At 53.2% G+C, this 22,586-nt stretch carries 22 protein-coding genes and 3 pseudogenes; 9 read left to right on the forward strand and 16 right to left on the reverse strand.

What is annotated here, in order from left to right; all coding sequences use genetic code 11:
- Nucleotides 1-10: 10 nt before the first annotated feature.
- On the forward strand, nt 11-904 hold the full coding sequence (locus KRAC_RS01735; RefSeq protein WP_007904023.1) for an alpha/beta fold hydrolase: 894 nt from the start codon (nt 11-13) through the stop codon (nt 902-904).
- A gap of 213 nt (nt 905-1,117) precedes the next feature.
- On the opposite strand, the gene KRAC_RS74325 is transcribed toward KRAC_RS01735, so the two are convergent.
- From KRAC_RS74325 to KRAC_RS70570, 12 genes and pseudogenes are all read right to left on the reverse strand, one after another.
- Nucleotides 1,118-1,360, reverse strand: coding sequence for a hypothetical protein (locus KRAC_RS74325; RefSeq protein WP_157506258.1), 243 nt, complete (start codon nt 1,358-1,360; stop codon nt 1,118-1,120).
- A 312-nt stretch (nt 1,361-1,672) separates the two neighbouring features.
- Nucleotides 1,673-2,230 (reverse strand): annotated as a pseudogene (locus KRAC_RS75230) (transposase); the annotation flags it as partial.
- Nucleotides 2,231-2,294: 64 nt separating this feature from the next.
- On the reverse strand, nt 2,295-2,807 hold the full coding sequence (locus tag KRAC_RS75235; protein ID WP_244421923.1) for a helix-turn-helix domain-containing protein: 513 nt from the start codon (nt 2,805-2,807) through the stop codon (nt 2,295-2,297).
- A gap of 586 nt (nt 2,808-3,393) precedes the next feature.
- A complete protein-coding gene (locus tag KRAC_RS01750; RefSeq protein ID WP_007904024.1) occupies nt 3,394-4,902 on the reverse strand; it encodes a YncE family protein in 1,509 nt (502 codons plus the stop codon).
- 121 nt (nt 4,903-5,023) lie between these two features.
- On the reverse strand, nt 5,024-5,662 hold the full coding sequence (locus KRAC_RS74330; protein WP_211221231.1) for a DUF305 domain-containing protein: 639 nt from the start codon (nt 5,660-5,662) through the stop codon (nt 5,024-5,026).
- A gap of 290 nt (nt 5,663-5,952) precedes the next feature.
- The gene (locus KRAC_RS73540) at nt 5,953-6,096 is read right to left on the reverse strand and encodes a hypothetical protein (protein WP_169460844.1); all 144 of its coding nucleotides are present in this window, start codon (nt 6,094-6,096) and stop codon (nt 5,953-5,955) included.
- A 47-nt stretch (nt 6,097-6,143) separates the two neighbouring features.
- On the reverse strand, nt 6,144-6,413 hold the full coding sequence (locus KRAC_RS75240; protein WP_157506259.1) for a hypothetical protein: 270 nt from the start codon (nt 6,411-6,413) through the stop codon (nt 6,144-6,146).
- Between the two features lie 3 nt (nt 6,414-6,416).
- Nucleotides 6,417-6,674 (reverse strand): hypothetical protein, encoded by a 258-nt coding sequence (locus tag KRAC_RS75245; protein WP_244421924.1) that lies wholly within the window; start codon nt 6,672-6,674, stop codon nt 6,417-6,419.
- A gap of 175 nt (nt 6,675-6,849) precedes the next feature.
- The gene (locus KRAC_RS01770; RefSeq protein WP_007904026.1) at nt 6,850-7,128 is read right to left on the reverse strand and encodes a hypothetical protein; all 279 of its coding nucleotides are present in this window, start codon (nt 7,126-7,128) and stop codon (nt 6,850-6,852) included.
- Nucleotides 7,129-8,052: 924 nt separating this feature from the next.
- Entirely contained in the window at nt 8,053-8,643 is a 591-nt protein-coding gene (locus tag KRAC_RS01775) for a hypothetical protein (RefSeq protein WP_007904027.1), read from the reverse strand.
- Nucleotides 8,644-8,738: 95 nt separating this feature from the next.
- Nucleotides 8,739-9,068 (reverse strand): hypothetical protein, encoded by a 330-nt coding sequence (locus tag KRAC_RS01780; protein ID WP_075164141.1) that lies wholly within the window; start codon nt 9,066-9,068, stop codon nt 8,739-8,741.
- Nucleotides 9,069-9,170: 102 nt separating this feature from the next.
- Nucleotides 9,171-9,731 (reverse strand): hypothetical protein, encoded by a 561-nt coding sequence (locus KRAC_RS70570; RefSeq protein WP_007904030.1) that lies wholly within the window; start codon nt 9,729-9,731, stop codon nt 9,171-9,173.
- A 368-nt stretch (nt 9,732-10,099) separates the two neighbouring features.
- Here KRAC_RS70570 and KRAC_RS01790 point away from each other — a divergent pair, with 368 nt between their 5' ends.
- Nucleotides 10,100-10,354 carry a hypothetical protein gene (locus KRAC_RS01790; RefSeq protein WP_007904031.1) on the forward strand — a complete coding sequence of 85 codons (255 nt, stop codon included), beginning with the start codon at nt 10,100-10,102 and terminating at the stop codon, nt 10,352-10,354.
- 249 nt (nt 10,355-10,603) lie between these two features.
- Here KRAC_RS01790 and KRAC_RS01795 read toward each other — a convergent pair whose 3' ends face one another.
- Together KRAC_RS01795 and KRAC_RS70575 are read right to left on the reverse strand one after the other, a co-directional pair.
- The gene (locus KRAC_RS01795; protein ID WP_007904034.1) at nt 10,604-11,335 is read right to left on the reverse strand and encodes a hypothetical protein; all 732 of its coding nucleotides are present in this window, start codon (nt 11,333-11,335) and stop codon (nt 10,604-10,606) included.
- Nucleotides 11,336-11,743: 408 nt separating this feature from the next.
- Nucleotides 11,744-12,250 (reverse strand): hypothetical protein, encoded by a 507-nt coding sequence (locus KRAC_RS70575; protein ID WP_157506261.1) that lies wholly within the window; start codon nt 12,248-12,250, stop codon nt 11,744-11,746.
- Between the two features lie 312 nt (nt 12,251-12,562).
- On the opposite strand from KRAC_RS70575, the gene KRAC_RS01800 reads away from it, so the two are divergent.
- Together KRAC_RS01800 and KRAC_RS01805 are read left to right on the forward strand one after the other, a co-directional pair.
- Nucleotides 12,563-13,111: a P-loop nucleotide/nucleoside kinase family protein gene (locus tag KRAC_RS01800; protein ID WP_040442674.1), complete on the forward strand. Its 549-nt coding sequence runs from the start codon at nt 12,563-12,565 to the stop codon at nt 13,109-13,111.
- Between the two features lie 822 nt (nt 13,112-13,933).
- On the forward strand, nt 13,934-14,809 hold the full coding sequence (locus KRAC_RS01805; protein WP_007904045.1) for a 5'-3' exonuclease: 876 nt from the start codon (nt 13,934-13,936) through the stop codon (nt 14,807-14,809).
- A 435-nt stretch (nt 14,810-15,244) separates the two neighbouring features.
- Here the strand turns inward: KRAC_RS01805 and KRAC_RS75250 are convergent, their stop codons facing one another.
- Nucleotides 15,245-15,496 (reverse strand): hypothetical protein, encoded by a 252-nt coding sequence (locus KRAC_RS75250; RefSeq protein ID WP_244421925.1) that lies wholly within the window; start codon nt 15,494-15,496, stop codon nt 15,245-15,247.
- A gap of 258 nt (nt 15,497-15,754) precedes the next feature.
- Between KRAC_RS75250 and KRAC_RS01810 the strand changes: the two genes are divergently transcribed.
- The 4 genes and pseudogenes from KRAC_RS01810 to KRAC_RS01825 all read left to right on the forward strand — a co-directional run.
- On the forward strand, nt 15,755-16,681 hold the full coding sequence (locus tag KRAC_RS01810) for a transposase (protein WP_007904048.1): 927 nt from the start codon (nt 15,755-15,757) through the stop codon (nt 16,679-16,681).
- Between the two features lie 182 nt (nt 16,682-16,863).
- Complete coding sequence (locus KRAC_RS01815) at nt 16,864-17,472, forward strand: IS607 family transposase (RefSeq protein WP_007904049.1); 609 nt, start codon at nt 16,864-16,866, stop codon at nt 17,470-17,472.
- Complete coding sequence (locus tag KRAC_RS01820; protein ID WP_040441748.1) at nt 17,441-18,898, forward strand: RNA-guided endonuclease InsQ/TnpB family protein; 1,458 nt, start codon at nt 17,441-17,443, stop codon at nt 18,896-18,898. Before KRAC_RS01815 ends, KRAC_RS01820 begins: the two co-directional genes overlap by 32 nt.
- A 541-nt stretch (nt 18,899-19,439) precedes the next feature.
- Nucleotides 19,440-20,219 (forward strand): annotated as a pseudogene (locus KRAC_RS01825) (reverse transcriptase/maturase family protein); the annotation flags it as partial.
- A 263-nt stretch (nt 20,220-20,482) separates the two neighbouring features.
- Here the strand turns inward: KRAC_RS01825 and KRAC_RS01830 are convergent.
- A pseudogene (locus tag KRAC_RS01830) lies at nt 20,483-21,698 on the reverse strand (IS110 family RNA-guided transposase).
- A gap of 306 nt (nt 21,699-22,004) precedes the next feature.
- On the opposite strand from KRAC_RS01830, the gene KRAC_RS01835 reads away from it, so the two are divergent.
- A complete protein-coding gene (locus KRAC_RS01835; RefSeq protein ID WP_040441749.1) occupies nt 22,005-22,460 on the forward strand; it encodes a lanthionine synthetase LanC family protein in 456 nt (151 codons plus the stop codon).
- Nucleotides 22,461-22,586 lie beyond the last annotated feature (126 nt).

Here is a 22,586-nt window from a genome sequence, read left to right on the forward strand (position 1 = left end):
GAGTACACCGATGTTGAGTATCGAAGAAGAGACATTTGAGGGAACCTTTCCCTTTCCCCCACGGTATTATGCTGGCAACGGCTTCGCTATGCACTTCGTCGATGTCGGAAGCGGTGAGCCAATCGTCATGCTGCATGGTGATCCCACCTGGGGCTATCTGTATCGTCACTTTATCCCCCCTCTTGCACGTCGATACCGCTGTATTGTCCCTGATCATATGGGAATGGGCAAGTCGGATGTTCCCCAAGATCGTTCACGCTATTGTCTCGAACGCCATATCGCCAATCTCGAAGGACTGCTCCTGCACCTGGATGTGCGCGACATCACGCTCGTCCTGCATGATTGGGGAGGACCAGTTGGACTCGGCTTTGCCACACGTCACCCTGAGCGCATCAAACGGTTGGTACTCATGAACACTTGGGCGTTTGCACCCTGGCCTGGCGGTCCGTTCCCGCGCCTGTTGGAGCTGATTCGCTCGCCACGGGGAGAAGTCTTTGTGCTCAAGAAGCATGGCTATCTTGAGCCAGCTCTCTTAGGAACAACTCATCACACGGAACATCTCACCAAGACGGTCCTGGCAGCCTATCATGCCCCGTTTCCTACCCCTGAATCTCGCCTGGCGATGCTCTGTTGGTCGCGGGATATTCCCGTTCAAGAAACCGATGTTTCGTACGCAGAGATGAAGCGGATCGAGCAGAGTTTATCTCAGTTTAGTCAGGTACCTATCCTCCTCGTTTGGGGAATGCGAGACCCGGTGCTTTCGCCCTCAGTTCTTCAACAGTGGCAACACCTCTATCCACAGGCAAAAACGCATGAGCTAGAGGATGCGAGCCACTTTTTACAGGAAGATGCGCCTTCGCGGATTGTGCAATGGCTGGAAGCTTTCTTGAGAGATACCCGGTAGGTGACAAAGAAAACCTCTCTTGAAGCGCATATTTTCCTGGAGAGATGATATGATAGCGTAACAAGAGTGCATCAAAATAGGTACTGTGGAACTCACGCCCGCCGTCACCACGCAAGCCACGGGCAGAACCAGAGCACAGCCAAAAGCAGGGCGATCTCCCTCCACCGCACCAGTAATGCCCTCCCAAGCCCTGAACAAGAGGCACGCCACCATTTATGGGAAGACAGCCAGTAGCAACTGCTGCTTCTCTCCGATCCCTCTCACGCTCCATTGCTCATTCAAGTAATGATAGTCACTTGAAGACGAGGGCTGAGCACCGCTACAGCGAACAATTCCCCTCGCGGAACCATTCAAGGCAAATACCCCTGTCTGGCTACTGCTACTGGTCCTCATCGCCTTGGTGACAGAGATCGTCGCAAAGGTCGCGGCAATGGTGAAAACATTCTCGCCAGGCAACCGCTCCACACACGAACGATATGGGCGCCAGCATGGGCAACCCTGACCCGCCCCTACAGCAAGAGATCGCTGCCAGGCAACACAACAATGTCTCGTGGATACGCAGCAGCAGCTGATCGCGAAGCGAGACCCCAGAGTGAGTCACTCACCAGCTCCGGCGACAATCAACCTGGCTCCCGAAACCAATTGCCACGAGCAATTGCTCCTTCAGACATGCCGCCACCAGCAGCCGTTCCTCTCGTGAGGATATACTTCTCTCTTCAATGCTCTTCCTCCAATTCCGAGAGCCGTACTTCCCTAGTGCTCCGTTCGTTAAATGCGGTAAGAAAAGAGCCGCCGATAGTGGCGACGAGTCTTGGGAGGCCGTCCCCAAACCCAGGGCTTGGCTCGGTGGTTGAGTTGCGCGGTCGCCACGCGCCTGGCCAGATCAATCTCGCTCGGGTTGGCAAAGCTCTGGCCGGCGAAGGCATCGCGGCGGAAGAGCCGCCACCAGCCTTCTTGCAGGTTGAGCCAGCACGCTCCTTTGGGAATGAAGACGTGGTGGATGCGGGGATGTTCTGCCAGCCAGGTGCGGGTTTCCAGGCTGTTGTGGCTGCTCAGATTATCTGTGATAATGAAAATGTCGCCCGTTGGATTGTCGGCTTCGATCAGTTTGAGCAACTCGATATAATTCGTCGAGTTGCGCGCGGGCGCACAGCGGGTGAGTTCTTTGCCATCGCGCACACGCAACGCCCCATAGATCCAGGTTTTCTCCAGTCCTCGGCTGTACTCCAGAGGCGCTTTGATCCGGTGCCCATTCGGCGACCAGCCAGGTGCTGGGGGAAAGCTGCGGGGCAAGACCGGCCCTAATTCGTCGGTACAGATGGTCGTCGAGCCTGCGGGTGGGTCGGTGTAGTGGCTGACGACCGCTACCCTTTTGGGACGCGCGTCTTTTTCATCGCTGGTCCCCCAAACTGTGGGTCCGACGCCACCGCACCCCTTCGCGCAGCAAGATCGTACGGATCTGGCTGCGTTTCACGGCAATCCCGGCTTCCTTGGCTGCCTGGGCCAGTGCATCCAGGCTCCACTGCACGGCTTTTTGCTCCTCTCTGGCCTCCAGGCTTCCGTCAGTGTACCTGACCAACCGCCCGGGAGGCGGCTGCTTGGCCAGGGCAATGATCCGGCTGTCATCTTCTGTCGTCAAGCGACGAGGACGGCCGGCTTTGGGTCGATCACCCAGCCCCTCAATCCCCCCTGTCTCAAAGCGGTGCAACCGACGGCGCACGGTCTGCGCGTCACAGTGCAGGGCCTGCGCAATGGCTTCCACGCGTTCTCCATCCCAGCTGCGCACGACCATCTGTGCATGCAGGATCCAATCCGCTGGTCCATGCCGGCTGACGGCCAGTTTGCGCACTCGCCTCTCTTCGCGTTCATCTTGCGCTGCTCGCGCTCGCAGGATCTTCGGCATCTCTCGCGCTCCTTTCTCTTTTCCACCTTCCTCTCTTCTGATTCTATCACCACTTCACGAACGGAGCACTAGTGCTGCGTTCCTCATTGGCGCTATCATTACTGCCAGGCAGAGTCTATGGATAAAATATGCCTGCATTGGTTCTAAACCTTGATTCAGCGTTTTATTCATACCAATGAGGAACGCAGCACTAGTGCTCCGTTCGTTAAGTGCAGTAGCAAAACGGATTGGCTTCTAGAACCGGATCATGCGATAAGCCTGCTTGTTTTTGTTACTGGTGGATTTAACAAAAGCAGCACTAGGTCCAACTAATCTGACCCAGCGCAACTCGCTCTCATCCATCCCTAACTGGTAAATGCCGTACCAAGTGAGCAGGTTTGGCCCTCCGACGTAAGCACTTGCCCTCCAATGTGAGCACTGGTACAAAACTACTTGAGCCAACCGCTTCACATCTGGGGTATCAGCAGAGAAGAGTGTAAATAACAACGAGATCTACACCCCTTTGAGGGGTCACAAGATTACGGCGGGCAAAACATATGCTAAGCCCGCCGTAATCTTGTGACCCCATCATGGCACCATTTCTTCCTCATTGCGCCTGGACCTGCACGGGCGTTGCGTGCTGCGTAGCGGTCCCAGGATAGATCACAAGGTAGCGGCGTGGCATGTTGTTCTGCCCCTGCACGACTTGTCGGATCGGGCCGATGGTGTTGACAATAGCAGCTCCTGCTGCGTTCGTCATGAAGGCCTCCAGCGGCTCCAGCGTGCCGTTGCCATTTGGATCTGAGGAGAGCGCAAGCACATAGGATTGCTTAGGGGCGAGCCCGGTCACGGCTGCTTGCAGTACCTGCACCTGTCCTTGATCAAACAGCGAGACACTGGTAGGGGCTTGCTGTCCGGCTGCCAGTTTTGCCGGCTTGCCATTCTTCAGTGGCACGAGCGAGAGATGTGTAGCTTGTTTAGCGATGCCAAGCGATGTGAGGCCCTGCGTACCAGTACCGCTCGGCACGGCATTGGGCACGTACGTGATCGCCTGACTCCCTTGCCCAATCGGGCTTTTCCCTACCACCTGGTTGGTCAGCGTATTAATGGCAACCAGGCTATCTCCGTTTTCAAGCCCGACATAGACCCGTGTTCCATCGCCGGACGGCCAGATCCCATGCGGCAACGCGCCGACCGGAATGGTCGCGACTTGAGCGAAGTTGTCGGTGCGGAATACCTTGACCTCGTTGAGCCCACCGATTGTGATATAGGCAAACGTGCCGTGGGCATTGTGGACGATATTGACATGGTTGGTAATCGGTCCCGTGTCAAGCGTTTTCAACATCGAGAAAGGTGGCTGGCCATCGAACACCTGCACCCTACCCGTGTCCTTCAATGTGTACCAGACCTGTTTACCGTCCGGCGTCGCCGCAATATTTGGGCAGAACGGGCTAGCCTGGGGGATCCGCTTGATAACCTTGTGATCGGCGACCGTGATCACGTCGGTCTCAGGAGTGAAGGAGGAGCAGACATAGCCGTATTTGTCATCGGGGGAAAAAATCGTCATGCCCGGTCCATTCGCCACGGTGATGCGAGCCTTCTCCTGATACGTGGCGCCATCAAGAACGGAGACGTAGTTCTCGCCACGGACGGTCACCCAGACCTCCTTCCCATCTGGCGTGTAGAACGCTTCATGAGGCGAGCGTCCGACATAGGTGACGTGTTTCACGGTATTGGTTGCCGTGTCGATGAAGGCGACGGAATTCGAGGCGATCGAAACGACCAGGAGGGTGTGATGATCGGGTGAGAAGCCCATGCCATGCACGAGCAACTGCCCTGTATACAGTGGGTTGAGATTGGCTGGGGTCGGGGCTCCCAGATTAATGACACCCAGGAGCTTGTTGTCGACCGGATCGGTGACGGTGACGGTGTTTGACCATTGGTCCGCAGTATAGACGCGGTCTCGGTGGCTGAGGGCTATATCTGGAGAGGTTGGTGTCCCAAACGGAACCTGCCCCGCCCAGGCAATTGGGGGAGAGACAAAGGCCGTGGGAATAAGCGATGCCATAACCAGGGTTATGGTGATCAGCACAATAGTAAAAAAGCTGTGTTTCATGTGGATACTCCTATTTGTTATCGATACATGCATAAGTGTCCAGTGTGAAGATATCCGTTATATGCTGATCAAAGATAGCTCATGGGACAACGACTCAGACAAATGACTCAGACGAAGGAGGTCACCCACGCTCGTCGAGTTGCATCGCGACGATCTCCTGCTGCTGGGTGGCGATGATTTCCTGAGCAAGGCCGCGAAGAGGCTCATCATGCCCATACATCAGCTCGGCTTTTGCCATGTCGATGGCGCCCTGATGATGCGGCACCATCATGGCGACGAAGTCTCTATCCACGTCACCGGATGGTTTGATCTTCATCCCTACCATCATTTTTGCCATCGCCACATTATTCTTGGCGAAGAACGGCCCCTCATCCTGGCTGGTGAACTGGGAGGAAGATGTAGGAATATCAACGAGTGCGAGCCGCATCGTAGCAATATCCTCTTGCTGAGTGACGATGATTTCCTGAGCAATGGCGCGGAGTTTCTCGTTATGCCCATAGCTCAGTTCAGCTTTTGCCATGTCAATGGCACCCTGATGATGCGGCACCATCATGGCGACGAAGTCTCTATCCACGTCACCAGATGGTTTGATCTTCATCCCTACCATCATTTTTGCCATTGCCGCATTATTCTTGGCGAAGAACGACATTTCCTCAGCATTCGAAGAGGGTGTCGTGTTGCTCAGGGTGATGCCAATGATGAGAGCGGCGGCAAGGAGTAACACCCCTAAACCGAACAGCATACAGTGAAAGAGAGGCACACTGCCTCTCAGCCTGTCCATAGTCGTTGCTCGTGAAGGTTCATCACGCTGCTCGGATGCACGTAGACGCGCTTCCGCTCGTCGCTGCCCGCGAGTTCCAAGGACGTATATTGATCGCCTTCTTCCCATCACATCCTCCTCTTGTCTCCTTCGGGAACGTACAGATCCTCGACATCGTCTGTAAGCAGGAGCGTCCTCATCCTTGAACTCTCCCCATCGGCGCAGGAATACGACAAAACGCTAGAAGGCTCTTAGTATGGCCTTGATCTTCCTCTCTATGGCCATCCCTGCTAATCTGCGAGTGCTCCAACAAGAAGAATAGTTGATGAGAGCAAGAGACGTGCCACCCGATTTACGCGAATCATCTGCCAGACCCATCGAGCCATGAAACGCATAAACCATTCTGCTGGTGGGAGGTAAGATTTTGCTTCCACGTCCCTTTTCTCTTCCTGGCTTTGTCATTCAAGGGTTTCCGCCTTACTCACAACTCCAAGTTGTCCTTGATCACTCGGCCGCTGCTCTGCGGATCGAGAAGGGGATGAGTCAACCAGGTGTACATACTTCCGGTCCATTGTTGCAGATTCAGCTCTGGGAAGGCAAGTAACAAACGATCCAGACGAGTTAGATCTGTCACGAGACTTGTTTCCAATTTCCATCCTCGGCTCTTGCTATCTTGAAAGGTTGACTCAACCCGCATACGCAGGGCGTACTCCTTGACTCGTCGTCGGCCTGCGGGCTGATCAGAAATCAAGATTCAGCCTTCTTTGAACTCCTCCTTCCAGCAGGCAGAGACAAAGGCTTCAATCGTCTCTTCTTGCCAGACCTTTGCTCGCCCATACCACTGCTGTCCCGTACGATGCAAGAACAAATCAAAGCGGCACCACAGGCTCCAGTTCTCGCCCATGTTGCGTTGACACGTGTGTTCCTTACAGACTCGTAAGAGATCATGCCACTGGCGATCGCGACACATCTTCACGAGCGGAAAACCTGTGGGCCCTCGATCGGCAAGCAAGGTGACGTCGGCCTGCCCAATATGGGGTCACAAGATTACGGCGGGCAAAACATACGCTAAGCCCGCCGTAGTCTTGTGACCCCTCAAAGGGATGTAGATCTCGTTGTTATCTACACTCTTCTCTGCTGATACCCCAGATGTGAAGCGGTTGGCTTAAGTAGTTTTGTACCAGTGCTCACATTGGAGGGCAAGTGCTTACGTCGGAGGGCCAAACCTGCTCACTTGGTACGGCATTTACCACTAGCTCCCCCAGACCCACGAGATCCAGCACATCACTAAGCACGACAACCTCTTGCCACTCCTCCAGGAAAAGATCCATCCCATCCTCATCTCGCACACTCCCACGGATATGCACACGCGCAATACAGACAAACTGCTCTCGATACTGATCGGCTGCCTCATGCAGCGCTCGCACACTCCCTGGAGATTTCAGGACAACCGCCTCTTTTCGCATTCCTGCCTCCCTTTGCTCACCTCTACACCCATTCCTCTCTTGAAAAACGTTCCAGCCCAAATGAGACTATCGCTGGCATCCGTCCGCTTCTTCTCCTTGGCCAGGCATAGGTACACACACCCTCTCACCCCAGCTACGCCAGTCTCACGGCTGCAAATCGCGGCCGACCTTCGCGATCTGGTTCTCTCACGTCAACAAGAGCCTCCATCCAAAACACACAACGACGACAGACACTCTCCGCCAGGTGACCCATCACAGGCAGTGACCATACAACTGTCGGTCGCCACCGCAGGCATCCCTCTCTCCTCCCTTGGCTTCCACTCCCCTACGCACTCAGCTGCTGCTGCTGCTCTTCCTCATACACATCCCTTTCCCACAACATACGCGCTCTCGCATTCCCACCTGCTCACAACCCGCAAAAAAAGAGCGGGTCGTCAGGACTCGCTCTTTCACGCTAATACCATGGATAAAACTCTTTACTCGCGGGGTAACATCAGTAGTATAAAACAACTCTTCTGACTGGGTCTAGCTCTCTAGGATCAATCACGCACCATATCAACGCGAGAATAGGCGCCTGTTACCTCTTTCAAGTCTTATCCTGCCATCCGAAAAATAGCCCCATGATTAGAATCATGCCCTGTAAACCAGAGGTTGCCATCAGGTCCAGCAGTAATTTTACCTGCTCCCCGACTACAAGAAATTTAGCCGCACGCTTCAGCCTTCCAGGGAACCTCAGACTTCCTCCCTCCGCTCTCCCCTTCCCCCTATCATCATCCAGGTTCAGCTCAAGCCCCCCTCCAGCAGAAACGTCCTCACATCATCCACCTTCACTCCTGCTGCGCAGGTCCCGATACCCACGCACACACCACACCACCTTAAAAACGTGTGATGTGTTTTTGTACAGTCATACATCCTTTCCTGGTTTTATCCTAATGCTTCCAACCTTTTTCGTCCTTTTCTACCATGCAGAACCAGGGTAATTGCCTCTTTCACCATCTTGAGCCTTTCAGGCGAGGCTGTATTGCAAAAGGTGCAATACCCATCCCAACCTTGCTCTACCAGCACACCTTCATCAGAGAAGAGCGTTTGGAATTCAATTTTTTCGCCGGAAAGAAAGATGCCGTCGACCAATTCAGCCCTTTTAGCCGCTTCTTCGACAGGTTTCCTGGCCAAGGCCTCCTCCAGTTCACTGCAGCGTTGTTCGAGCTCTTGAATGCGCTTCCGCCCCTTGGTTGCCTTGAGCCGAGCGAGCTCTTGCTCCTGTAGATGAAGCACGACACGTGTGTCGTCGAGTTGCCTCTGGAGGCGCTCAATACATTGTGTGGCTGCGCTTTCCCTCAAGTTCAATTCAAGCCAGATCGCCTGCGACATCCATTGAGCCGCTGCTTCCCCGTAACAGGTGAGCATGCGCTCCAGCATCCTCTGGGTCTGGTCATCATAGATCGTCCAGTCTCGACGTACCAGCTTAAGACCAATCTCATCCTGAGGCTGGTTTTCCCGGTTCGGATCACTCATGCCACAAATTTCTTCTCTCCATTCGCCAGCGTCTGAAAGAATACCATGACACTCCCCAATCCTCCCTTCAGCTCGCTGCGCATTTCACCAATGAGCTATGTTCGCTCCGACAACCGGTATTCACCAGGGCCTGTCGGGTTGACCCACCTCAGCCCATCCTCTTCCTCATCATAATTCTCTCCCGCAGCATACTCCGAATCATTCAGCCCCAACAAGTCTAGCTCCATGTCCGGCTCTCCCACCTCCACCCACTCACGCAAGACATGCACCTGCTGCCTTTTCCCCTGCACCTGGCCGCGCACCTCAATCTTGACTCCCACTCCATATTGCTCAGTAAACAACAACGTAGCCAGCACGATCACCTCCATTCGACGGGGCAACGGCAACACCACCGACTCACTCACTCGCATAGAGCGCTTCTCCATACACGCTCTTCACCTGCGTTTCTCTCCTGCTTCTCGGAGCCCAAATCGCCTCCTGCCAAAACCGTGCCTCCCCTGGCAACGTCTGCTTCTGTCCTCCTGTTTTCAAAGCGAGAAAACAGAACACTGTTTCAATTCGATGATGATCGGAAGCAAACAACTCCTCGCTCGTTGCATGACCCCAGGGGAAAGAGCAACGCATTCAGTCTTGGGGTGACTCCATAGCAATAACTCCGCCGTATACAGAGGAAAGCGGTCGATATGATAGGGAAAATCATTGAGCCAGGGCTGCTCCCGGGCAAGGCGCCTCAACGTATGCACCACGTCCCTGAGTCTCTCTGTCGGAACCAACCGCTCCCCTGGATAAGGTCGCAAGAGCTTGGTAAGAAAAGTTACAACGCATTGCACCTCGTTGATGCTTGACACAACTACCTGGGGATCCAGTTCACCAATGCGCTGCCGATGCAGGCCTCGTAACGCGTCCCGCGCTGCCTGCGCAGCAGGGGAGAGATGTGCTGCGCGACACGCTGGACACCATTTCTCCGCCTTCTTTGGCAGTGGCTGCAAACAAGACAAACAGCGCCGTTCTCTGGCGGCGGTGATGCATCGCCAACTGTGAAGACGAGCGACAACCTCCTCCTGAGACCTTGCGTCTTCTTGCATCATACAACATCCTCCCTGAACAAGCATTCCAACAACCGAACCAGCGCTCACCGCCACTGGTACACCAGGTACCCCAGACCTGGATAAAATCAGCCTGCGGCGACCTCACCAGGAAAGCCCACGCGCGCCTGATGTTCTTCTCCAAAGTGCGATCGCGCTCCCAGCACCTTCTGCTCTTGACTCAGACGCACCCACAAGATCGATGAGCAGGCCAAAAGAGCAAAGAATCACACAGTGAAACCGTCTCACTATACTATGAATATAGACTCTCATCTGTCCTCTCACACAGCTTGAGAGAGACAAGAATGCGGTATACTCTGAAGAGAAAGACCCGTCGACCCTCTCACGCTGTTCAACGTAAGGAGATCCCTATGGCGATGGACACCCCCTTGGACATACAGCTCCCCGATGGGCGCCATATCCATCTGACGCCTGAGCAGGCCCTGGACTTCGTTGCCTGGCTCGCTCCACACATGCCCGACCTCCCAGAAGCTCTTGCCACCTGGCTCGCCCAACAGCATCCTCCCTCCTTCGACCTCCCACCGCTTGAACCTTACTGCGTCGTCGAACGCTCCCCCCTCGACGGTCGCTATCACATCACTGATTACGGCCTCGATCTCCCCTAAAGCATAAACACGACAACCTGAAACCACCGACTCAACAGAGGGTTATGAAAGGCAGCAAGAAAAACCAGATCCACAACGGGCAATCTCTGTCCTTCAACCTCATACCAAACTTCCCATCGATTGCATCGGCGCCCTCGGCCTTCCAGGACCACTCGACAACACGGCGACGCAGGCACATGACGAATTCGCGGCCGGTTTAGTTAAAATACGAGCAAGCCAGCGTCTGACGGGAAAGCAAAAACACAAAGACTATTCATGCAAATTGTGGCGCTCACTGAGCAAAAGTGGCGCTGCCAACGAGGCCATGCCTGCCCTCTCTAGATAGGAACGAAACGCATCCAGGTCATCTCGCGCGTTGTCACGATTCAAGACGTAATTGAGAAGAAACTGCATAAGCCCGCCAGCGAATAATGGACTCACCTCTTGGCCCTCCTTTAGCGCAGGTTCGTTGATTCCTTGCATATCAACGCTTGTACCCAGTAAATTCATGAATGCCAGGCAGCCACCGAAATGTTCCTGAATGTAGAGCGTAGCGAGGCTTAAAAAAGAAAAGGCATTGAGCGCATGGAGTTCTATTGGTTCCAATTGAATTGGCTCCCCCTGGTGCAACGCCTCACAACTTTTGGCAAGCATGTGTCCAGGCCATAGTGGCACAAGCATGCTTTTTTTGTCCTCAATGTTTTCATGCTCGGTACGTCGATATTCCAGTACATGAATAAGCCCAGCACGAATGCGCTTCTCTGAGAAACCATAGTATTGGCGGTAGAACGAGACCTCTGCTTGACGCTCGAAATAGGCCTCAAGCGATATGATCTGCCCTTCACGAAACGCAATATGAATGCCTCGGTGGGTCAAGCGGATCCTCAATTGAGAGTTGAGTGCTAAAGATCTTGGTTCCGCATGGATGCGATACGCTTCTATCTGCTTGCCTGATAGGTCTATTGTCTTTTCAAGGCCTCCTTGCTCACGTATGACATTCATACCCTTTTTTCTTTTCCGTTGGGGTTGATTGTTTTCACCTGAAAAACTTCCCAATCCAGGTACCTCACCATCGAACCTATTGTGAGCATATCGTCCCCCCTGCACTTCTGTCAATCATGACAGCTGGAAGCACTGGAAGAAAAGAAACGCTCGCAACGATAGATCTCACGTTCTGCGACCTATTGTAAATTTCCTCTGAAAACCTGGCACGAGAGACAAAAATCTCTCCCTCAGATCTGAACCTTCCGCGTCAATTGTTCAGATGATGTAAGAGTGCTTAGGCAGGGGTTGTCTTGGCTTAAGGCTGCAAGATGACCGTATTACCTAGGCGTTCCAATGGGCGAACGAGCCGTTGTTGAATCTTCTGTTTATTTGCGATGGGAAAGGAGTCAGTTCCTCTCTTACAGCTCACCTCCATTGTGGGGACACGACTTCCAGAGATGTTCCTCCTGAAAACTGATTCGACGCTTGCTCTGAAAGATCACCAACAGGGCGTCTTTCCACATGAGATTTTCCTCTACGTGCTTCCCTGATGGGAGCAACAATGAGTGGTTCTTCCAGACACCCGAAAACAGCTTCGTCTTCAAGCTTGACTGCCTTATTATTTCCATCGTTTTTAGTATCGGGATCTTTCCTCCGTAGTGTACCAACTTCGTCCATCGAATTCTTTTTCATTCTGAATGGTGCACCTACGGTGCATGACGCTTCGTCTGGAACTCCTGGATAGCAAGAGCTTTTTGTCGTCTCATCCTCAGCTCCATGCCGGGTGGTGCGGCTGCGACGCATGGTTTCTTTGAAATTACGTCGGTCTGACACAACTTTGGTGAATGATGAGCTTATCAGGATAAAGTCGTTTCCTGTGAGAGCATAAAACAACGGCTGAAATTTCTCGTTGATCAGTGAAATTTTACTCATATCCTGGCATTTTCGGCCTATAATATACTTCATAAGCACATCGGCACATTATAGTTCACAGGCCGTTTTGATTCGTAGATGTTTCTCAAGCAGCCAATAGTCTGGATGGAAGCTCTATCGATGAAAACACCATTGAATTGATACGTACAGTATCACAGAGGTCCTTTCCAAATGAGCAACCGGCAAAATATGGTTCACAACCAGTTTCTGAGTCTGAGTGGATTTTACTTTTTTCAGAGCGATTTATAAACCGAACAAACGCCAAGAGGATAGACTCGCCATCACAGCCCCTCAATGTGCCATAATACAGGTATGAAAGAACCTGCAATATTGTATCTCATAGTAGGGCTTCCAGGTGCTGGCAAGACAACAAAAGCCAGGCAATTAGAAGTGGAAGCCTCTGCCTTGCGGTTTACCCCTGATGAGTGGATGAAAACGTTGTTTGGAAGAAATAATCAGGCAACAAGAGATATCCTGGAAGGTCGTTTGATCTGGATAGCTCTGCGGGCTCTTCAGCTTCATACCAACGTCATCCTGGATTTCGGATTTTGGAGCAAAGACGAACGGTCGTCTCTGAGATGGATCGCCAAGCAAATAGGAGCGAAAAGCCAAGTGATTTATTTGCCTATTGACCCAAAAACGCAACGGAAGCGCGTCCAAAACCGCTTTGCAGAGACACCGGACCAGACATGGCAGATGAGCGAAGAAGAACTGACGAAATGGCGTGCGTTCTTTAACGAAAACGAACCAGATGAAGCTGAGCTGAATGGTACCATTCTGGAAGACGCCCCTCCTGGATATGAGTCTTGGTCTGCCTGGGCGGCCTCGCGCTGGCCGTCGTTCCCCAATGAATATGCATGAGCATTTGGAATGCTACGATGAGAGCCTGATTGGGATGCGCGGTATATTGCTGATCATGTTCGTATGAATTGCAGCGGTACTGGCCGTGATTCTTCAGCCAAGTGAATCATAATCTGGCAAATTACCCATATTGTGGCAGTGAAACCAGCTTCCGATTGCGGTTTTTTCGCCTGAATTCAGGCAAACCTATTCACTGCCGCAATATGGATCACAAATTTGAATCGCTGCCAGAATATCCTCCATAATAATTATTACCACATCAATATAATGCCGCTTCTGGCCTCAAGCTACTGCCACGATATGGGTAAGAGCTATTGCCAGAATTAGGGTAAAATCACAATCAGCTTATCAGCAAACCTCTGTCAGAGCCACGATATCCTTCACAAGGGTATCTGCGTCAGAGGGTCATGGTGTTGTCGTTTTCGCCTGGCATAGGCTCGTCGCTAAAAGGACGCATCAGGTCTCTACGCTGTAAATCCCAACATTGAGCGGGAGAAATCTGCATAGCTATCCTGAACAAGCAATTGGTCTGGAGAGAGACTCCTGAGCCTCCAACGGCCCGCAAAGTTATGCAGATTTCTCCCGTTCAATGTTGGGATTTACAACGTGAAGATGATGGTAGCCAGAGCGGCGCAGCTCGTCCAGATGAGAACAACGGATGTGCCTTTCGTGATAAGATAAACGACGAGACAGCAATGTATGCACCGATCATCCAGATCGTTAAAAGTATACAGATGACATCATTTATCTTGCCCTATGGTGATGTCTATTTTAGCAGAGGCTGGACAATTCTGAAATTATGGGAGGAGCACCAGATATTCTATGAAGATCTACCTAGTGGATGGTACCTATGAGCTGTTTCGCAGCCACTTTGGCGCGCCGCCGCGCAAGGCACCAGATGGGCGCGAGGTCGGCGCTACGCTGGGCCTTTTACGCAGCCTGCTGATGCTCTTGACTACGCCTGGCATCACCCACGTGGCCTGCGCGTTCGATCACGTGATCGAGTCCTTCCGTAACGACCAGTACCCCGGCTACAAGACCGGCGCGGGCGTTGACTCCAACCTGATAGCCCAGTTCCCGCTGGCCGAAGAGGCTGTTTCCGCGCTTGGGCTGGTGGTCTGGTCGATGGTGGAGTTCGAGGCTGACGATGCCCTGTCCAGCGCGACCGCCCGTTTCAAGAACGAAGCTGGGGTCGAACAGATCGTGATCTGCTCGCCGGATAAGGATCTGGCCCAGCTGGTCTCTGGAAGCCGCATCGTTGGCTGGGACCGCCGCCGCGATATTCTCATCGATGAGGCGGGCGTGGTGGAGAAATTTGGCGTGCGCCCGCAGTCGATCCCCGACTGGCTGGGGCTGGTGGGCGATGCGGCCGACGGCTTCCCCGGCATCCCGGGCTGGGGTGAAAAATCCGCGGCGGCCGTGCTTGCAAAATACGAGCACCTCGAGGCGATCCCTGCAGATCCGCAAACCTGGGGGTTGAGCGCCAGCCGCGCGGCGCGCCTGGCTGAGAGCCTGGCACAGCACTGGGCTGAGGCGCTGCTTTTCCGCAAACTGGCTATGCTGCGCGAGGATGTGCCATTGAAGGAAACGCTCGCCGATCTGGAATGGCAGGGCGCCTACGAGCGGCTGAAAGATGTCTGCCACCGGCTGGGCGATGAAAAGTTCCCCGGGCGTGTTCCGAGGTGGCGCGAGAGATGAATTTGGCACCTTCAAGCAGGGGTAGCGCTACGCTGGCTTTTTAACCATTTGCGTGGGAAACGCGCCCACATTCGGCCGCGAGCGCTCGTATCTACAAACTACCAGCGCATAGCCATGCGCTGGTAGTTTGTAGACCATTGAGCTTCCTGCCGTTGCCGAGAGTTCCTTCAGGCAAGGGCGGTTACTGATCTGTCACCAGGGGCAGAGTAGTGTAAATTTCCTCTGAAAACCTGGCACGAGAGACAAAAATCTCTCCCTCAGATCTGAACCTTCCGCGTCAATTGTTCAGATGATGTAAGAGTGCTTAGGCAGGGGTTGTCTTGGCTTAAGGCTGCAAGATGACCGTATTACCTAGGCGTTCCAATGGGCGAACGAGCCGTTGTTGAATCTTCTGTTTATTTGCGATGGAAAAGGAGTCAGTTCCTCTCTTACAGCTCACCTCCATTGTGGGGACACGACTTCCAGAGATGTTCCTCCTGAAAACTGATTCGACGCTTGCTCTGAAAGATCACCAACAGGGCGTCTTTCCACATGAGATTTTCCTCTACGTGCTTCCCTGATGGAAGCAACAATGAGTGGTTCTTCCAGACACCCGAAGACAGCTTCGTCTTCAAGCTTGACTGCCTTATTATTTCCATCGTTTTTAGTATCGGGATCTTTCCTCCGTAGTGTACCAACTTCGTCCATCGAATTCTTTTTCATTCTGAATGGTGCACCTACGGTGCATGACGCTTCGTCTGGAACTCCTGGATAGCAAGAGCTTTTTGTCGTCTCATCCTCAGTTCCATGCCGGGTGGTGCGGCTGCGACGCATGGTTTCTTTGAAATTTGGGCCTGGCACTGATTTGATACTGCTGGCGAACCTTGGAGCAAGCGATCATACTGAAAGAGAGAAAGAAGCAAAGGAAGGAAAAAACGGCCAGGGAATGCCAGGAGGAAACAATCGATGTCACTCAAACCGCAACCGATGGCACCAGTACCTCAAGAAACCGCCCGAGTTGCACGTGCAGCCTACCCCAAAGGAAATCTTTACATGCAGATGCGCGATGTGTTGGGATGTATGTACATCGATGAAGCGTTTCAGGATCTTTTCCCTAAAGAAGGACAACCAGCTGAAGCTCCCTGGCGACTGGCCCTGGTCACAGTCATGCAATTTGTAGAGAATCTCTCTGATCGGCAAGCTGCCGATGCAGTGCGAGGGAGGATCGATTGGAAATATCTCCTGGGCCTCGATCTCACCGACGCTGGATTTGATGCCTCGGTGCTCTCTGAATTTCGCACGCGTCTTCTCGAGAAGCAGGCTGAACATCGCTTGCTTGAGAGCATGCTCACGCTCTTTCAACAGAAAGGCTGGCTCAAAGCGCGTGGACGACAACGCACCGATTCTACCCATGTGCTCGCAAAGATTCGCGCGCTCAATCGGGTGCTCTGTGTGTGGGAAACGATGCGTGCTGCCCTCAACAGCCTGGCAGTGGCGGCTCCCGATTGGCTACGTGCTCATAGTCAGCCAGAATGGGTGGAACAGTATGGGCCTCGGAGTAAAGATTCGCGCTCGCCTGTGGGAGAAGCTGAACGAGTCGCTTTTGCTGAAGTAATCGGACAACAAGGGAGAGCATTGCTTGATGCCTTGTATGATCCCATGGCTCCTCAGTGGCTCCGTCAGGTTCCAGCTGTCGATATCTTGCGAGAGGTCTGGATCCAAAATTACCAACGGATTGAAGAGAGAGTTCGTTGGCGTTCGTCTGACAATATTCCACCATCATCGCGTTACATCGGCTCTCCCTACGACGGAGACGCTCACTACAGTAAAAAGCGCAGCACGACGTGGGTGGGCTACGTGCGCCGCGTCGGTGCAGATGGAATTCCTGCCTGAGACAGGAGAGGTTGAGAGCAATAACCTCTAGGATGAGGACTTACTTAGAAGGGAAACCTGAAGAGAACAACAGCATGTCCATAAAGCGGAGGGCGGGAGAAGGTATCCATTTTGTATAAGCAACCATCACAAAGTATCATCATCTCTTGCATATCTCAAGCAGATAGAGTATACTTGGATGTATGAAGTTATCGAGTTATGCCAAGAAGATTGGGATCAGTTATAACAGCGCCTGGCGTATGTGGAAACGCGGCCAGATTCCCGGCTATCAATTGCCCACCGGCACCGTGATCATTGATCCGCCAGAGCTTCGCTCGGTTCCGGTCCACGCCGTCGCTGTGTATGCTCGTGTTTCAAGCAGCGAAAACAAAGACAACCTGGAAAGGCAAGCCGAGCGGCTGGTGACCTGGTGCAATGCCCAAGGCTGGTCGGTCAGCAAAGTCGTCAAAGAGTGCGGCAGTGGCATCAACGATCAGCGGCCCAAGTTTCTGGCGCTGCTGGCAGATCCCAAAATCGGGCAGATCGTGGTTGAACACAAAGATCGCGCTTCTCGCTTTGGCGTGGCCTATATTCAGACCTTGTTGGCTATGCAAGGACGGAAACTGGTCATCGTCAACACCGCTGATATCGCCGACGATGATCTCATGGGCGATTTTATCAGCATCATTCCCTCGTTTTGTGCTCGTCTTTATGGTCGCAGACAAGCCAAACGCAAGACGGAACAAGTGCTAGCGGCTTTGCAGCAGAATGGACCCGCTCGTGAGCAAGAAGCCCCAAAAAGCCTCGCTTGATGAGAAAAAAAAGCGCAAGCGCAAAAAGAAGACGAAGCAGACCATCACTCGAGCGGTGACCCATATCCGTCTCATTGAGGCCAATCCTGGCAAACTTGAGGCGCTCGATCAGCTTGTGGCGGTTTACTTGCCGCTGTGCCAACAGTACACCACCCTGTTTTGCGAGGCCGAGACAAGCCCGGACAAGTACCAAGAAACCGTCTTCAAAACCGATCTTTCCGACCGCTTGCATCGAGTGACAATACAGCAAGCCGCAGGCATTGCCAAAAGCTTTCGCACGAATCGAGCGAACGCCTATCAGGCATACCTGGAAGATGTGGCTGATTACGCTCAGGCCAAGGCCAAAGCTCAGGCGGAAGGCCGGATGTCCGCCTTCAAACGCCGCGAACCGACCTGGACCGAATGGGATCTCCCTGTGCTGCGTGTGCCAGTCATCCAAGCCAATGTCAACGTGGTGGTGCTCGAGAAGTCGGAGGACTCCACGTTCGACTACTGGCTGCGCGTGTCCACCTTAGATGTCGGGAATCCGCTTCGAGTCCCAGTCAAACTCGCCTCCTATCACAAACGAGCACTCGAAGGCCGCACGCTCAATGCATCCACAACACTTCACAAGCGCAATGGAGTCTGGTGGCTGACGCTCTCCTTTGACGAGGACGTTCCTCTTCAAACCAAGCCTGACGCCCCTACAGTAGGCGTCGATGTGGGCATTGCCCATTTCCTCACGACCTCCACCAATAAAGCGTATGGCAGTTTTCATGGCAAGATGGCCCGACAGCACAAGCACGATCGGGAAAAGCGTCGCCGCAAGGCGAAACTGCGAGCCTGTCTGGAAAAGAAAGGCGTCCCAAAGGGCAAGCTTCCTTCGACAAGTTCTGAAACGTCGCAACGCTTGAGCCGTCACGTCAAGCAAGAGATCAACCGGGCGGTCAATGCGTTGGTCAAAGATCATCGAGATGCCAGACTCATTTATGAGGACCTCAATGTGGCCTCGATGCGCTTCAAAGCAAGGGTGATGAACAGTTATCTGTATGCTTCTCACCTGGGGCATATCCCAGAGCAGCTGGCCTGGGCCGCCGCCAAACAGGGCATGGCAGCCCACACGGTCCGAGCCGCCTATTCCTCTCAGGAATGCCCCCGCTGCCATTATGTCGATCGCGCTAATCGGCCGAACCAGAAAACCTTCAAGTGCCTGGTCTGTGGTTACGCAGACCAGGCCGACCGCAAAGCCGCACAGACGCTCGCGGGACGCTGGGGGGATCGGAAACTGGCGGCATGTCGCTCGACCTCGGAGGTCAAGGCGCTCCTCATGACGCGGCATGAAGCGTGGAAACAGCAGAATCAGCAGAGGATCCAGGATGCCGGGCCTCCCGTCCAGTTGAGCTTCTGGGATCCCCCAGAGATGTTCCTGGAATCATCTCACGAGTGAACATCTCTCAGTAGAGAGAGGTGCATAGGATGCTCGTAGTGCATCCTCCCGCCTAGTCCGCTGTTTGGTAAACAGGCGTAGGTTAAAGTGAGAAGGATAATCATTGCAATAGATGGTTATGCTTTGATCAACTATGTATGTCGTCGCTCTGCAAGTCCTGTGCGCATGGTTAGACTGGGACTGTCGAACCTGAGTTCCGCACGATACCGCCCATATCCATCACACCATACCTTAAGTGGTGACGCTGGAATACACATCAGTTGTAGCCGGATGTGGAAGGCTCTCTCCAGCGAATGGCAGGCAAGGAGCCTGAGAAGGAACAGAAGGGAACCTACACGCACTCAACGTTTCATCTGTGCAAAAGCGGGATGGCCTACAAGTGGCGACACTCAAGGTCACGGAACCCCCATACTAGCTGAACGAGGACAAAGAGGTCCCTCATCAGTGAAGGGGCAGCTCATGAAAATGAGCCAGAGCACGCCAGGTGATAGCGGCGTGCAGGGTAGGTATCGTGAAGTTCTCACACGGAAAGGTATGCGAAATGCAGAGCACCGAAACGTATCTGGGACTTCTTCAAGAGCGAGGCAAACGAGGTCTGCCGCTCAAGCGCGTCTATCGACAACTGTTTAACCCTAACTTGTATCTCTCCGCGTATGGCAAAATCTACAGGAATGCTGGCGCATTAACGCCTGGCGTCACCGACGAAACAGCAGATGGCATGTCGCTGGCAAAAATTGCTACCATCATCGAGGCACTACGCACCGAACGGTATCAATGGCAACCAGCGCGACGGACGTACATAGCCAAGCGGAACGGCAAAAGGCGTCCATTAGGCCTGCCAGTCTGGTCGGATAAGGTGCTAGCGGAGGTCATCCGTATGATATTGGATGCCTACTTTGATGTCCAATTCAGCGAACACTCACATGGTTTTCGCGCGAAACGAGGATGCCACACAGCCCTACAAGACATCTACCACACATGGGGAGGCACAACGTGGATCATTGAGGGCGACATAGCTGACTGTTTTGGAACACTCTCGCACGAATTGCTCCTCGCAACACTTGGTGAGAAGATCCAGGACGGCCGGTTTCTCCACCTCATGAAAAAGCTCCTCGATGCAGGATATTTGGAGGACTGGAAGTTTAATCAAACGCTGAGCGGGGTTCTGCAAGGCTCGATTGTCAGTCCTGTTCTCAGCAATATTCTGCTCGATAAATTGGATCGGTTCGTCGAAACCGTGCTCATTCCTCAATACACAAGGGGTGTCAAACGCAAGCTCAACAAGGAATATATTCAGTTGATGAGCCGAGCACAGAGAAGGTTCAAGAAAGACTCTCTATGTCAAGCCCTAAAATGACCAATTTGGAATGAGAGGGAAAAGAGGCCATGATGCAAAGGAAAGGAACAGCTTCAATCTGGCATGAGAAAGTCTACCATGCCGCGTCAGCCTGTCAAGCCGCTTCGCTTTCCTTGACAGCCCGCCGCTTGCATGGTGAAAAAAAGGTATGCCAGATTGAAAGGCAAAAAACAGGCGGCTGTTTTGCCTCTTGGCGATCCCGGCTGATCCAGCAGAATCCTCAGTGCTCAAGCAGCACGAGGCGCATGCTCACGTTTGGCGCACTCAAAGATGATGGCTTGATACTCCTCTCGCTTGAGCCACAGCGCGAAGAGAATGCGCACCCATACATTGGAAAGTGCTCTCACCGCGACACTATGACTTTTGCCTTCTGCCCGTTTGCGTTGATAGTAGTCCATGGCCCAGGCTTCGGTGTGCGTACTTTGCCAGGCAAACTGATGCAGCGCATTGCGCAAGGGTTTGATACAGGCATACCGTCGATGAGGTTTGGCATAGTTGCCACTTTCATAGGGCACAGGCGAAGTACCTGCCAATGCCTGCAAGCTGCTCGCATCTCGGTAACGAGAACGATCATCTCCCAATTCTGCCAACAGTCGAGGAGCAAGGCGTTTGCCCGCACGAGGCAAGGTGCGAAACAGATGACTGTCAGCATGGGTCAAAAAAAGGCGCTCGATCTCCTGATCGTAGGCAGCAACCTCTTCCAGCACTGGCAAGAGCTGTCGGATCAAGGCCAGCATCAAGCGCGACGCGCGTGCGGGTCGTCACTGCATCCGCAGTCAGATGCGGTTGATGCAGTTGCTCCACGATCCACATCCCGGTCTGCTCGGCCGTTGGATGCCTACTTTCCTTCAGCACAGCAGCTATGTCCTGCGACGTCGCCTCCATCGCTGCCGTTGGGGTAGGATAGCGTTGCAAAAAGTGCAAGGTCGAAGGTTGTTGGACTTTGCCAAAGAGATGCAACACGACCGGATAGTAGGCTTTGAGGCACGCCGTCAGTTGATTGACCAGGCGCGTTTGCATCTGGATCAAGCCATCTTGATCCCGTGTCAACGCTTTCAGTTCGGCAATCAGTGGGCTATCAGGTTCCAGCCGTCGCAGGTCTGCGATCTCCGAACGACCATGTTTTGCCAGCAGATAGGCATCAATCTGGTCCGTTTTGGCTCCCGATGCCGAGCGTTTGCGATCCACCGTTTTGGGGTTCACCGGATAGACGGCGAAACCCGCTTCCAACAAGTTCGTAATCAACAATCCGCGATTGGTTTCGACAATGCACGCCAGCTCCGCCTTGTGCTCTTGACCACAGATGGCGGTCAGTCGGCTGGTCAATTCGTCGAGTCCTTTCGGGGTGTGCATGATGCGAAACGAGGTGAGCCGATGCCCCATCTCGTCAAGGACGACGATGTCGTGATGGCTATCCGCCCAATCGACACCTGCATACCACATACATCAAGTCCTCCTCGTTGGAGATACTGGTTCCTGGAAGGGCGCAGTCCTTTTACTGTGGTGCTCGAAGCACGACTCTCCAATGAGTGCTTTGCCAGGAACGATGGAAAGCGAAGCACGATCTTTCTTAATCGGTCGAGCCGCATGGACAAACTAGGCTTTCGCTTTCCAGATTTGACTGTTCATATGAGCAAGTGTACTGCTTGCTCCGGCCCTTTGTCGAGAGGGCTTGTTTCTAGTTTACTGTAAAAGGACAGACGGAGGCTGCCCAAGGCTTGCGAAAACAAGCCCAGCAACTTCCTGCATATGACACCTACGATCCTAACTATCGACGGCTCAAGTACTGTAGGTGTGCCAGGCATCGCTCTTGGTAGGATCGCGTCACTTCAACATATCGATGACGCAATGATCCGCGAGGAGATTGAAGTGGCATTGCAAACAACCATTACTGAAGGCTTTGAGTTCAATCATGAACATAGTTGGTCAAATCACTCACTTTACCACGGTGATTGTGGCAACCTGGAGACAGTATTGTTGGCGACGTGCAGGCTCGATACTGGAAAATACCGTGAACATCTAGAGCATCTTACCGCGCAACTCCTTGGCAGTATCGGTATGCACGGATGGAGCATGGGAGTGCCACTAAACGTCGAGACCCCTGGACTTATGATGGGACTGTCAGGCATAGGCTACGAATTACTGCGCCTTGCAGAACCAGAACGTGTGCCATCTGTGCTTCTCCTGGCACCTCCTGTTGTTTGATCAGTGCCCTGACTTCCACATGGGTTCCTTCTCGCTGAAAAGCGCCAAATCACACCGGGTAAGTCACCAGACCCCACGGCTAAAGCCCTGTCTTTTACCCACATTTTACAATTGATATCCTGTGTG

This window comes from Ktedonobacter racemifer DSM 44963 (genome assembly GCF_000178855.1).
Classification (GTDB): Bacteria; Chloroflexota; Ktedonobacteria; order Ktedonobacterales; family Ktedonobacteraceae; genus Ktedonobacter; species Ktedonobacter racemifer.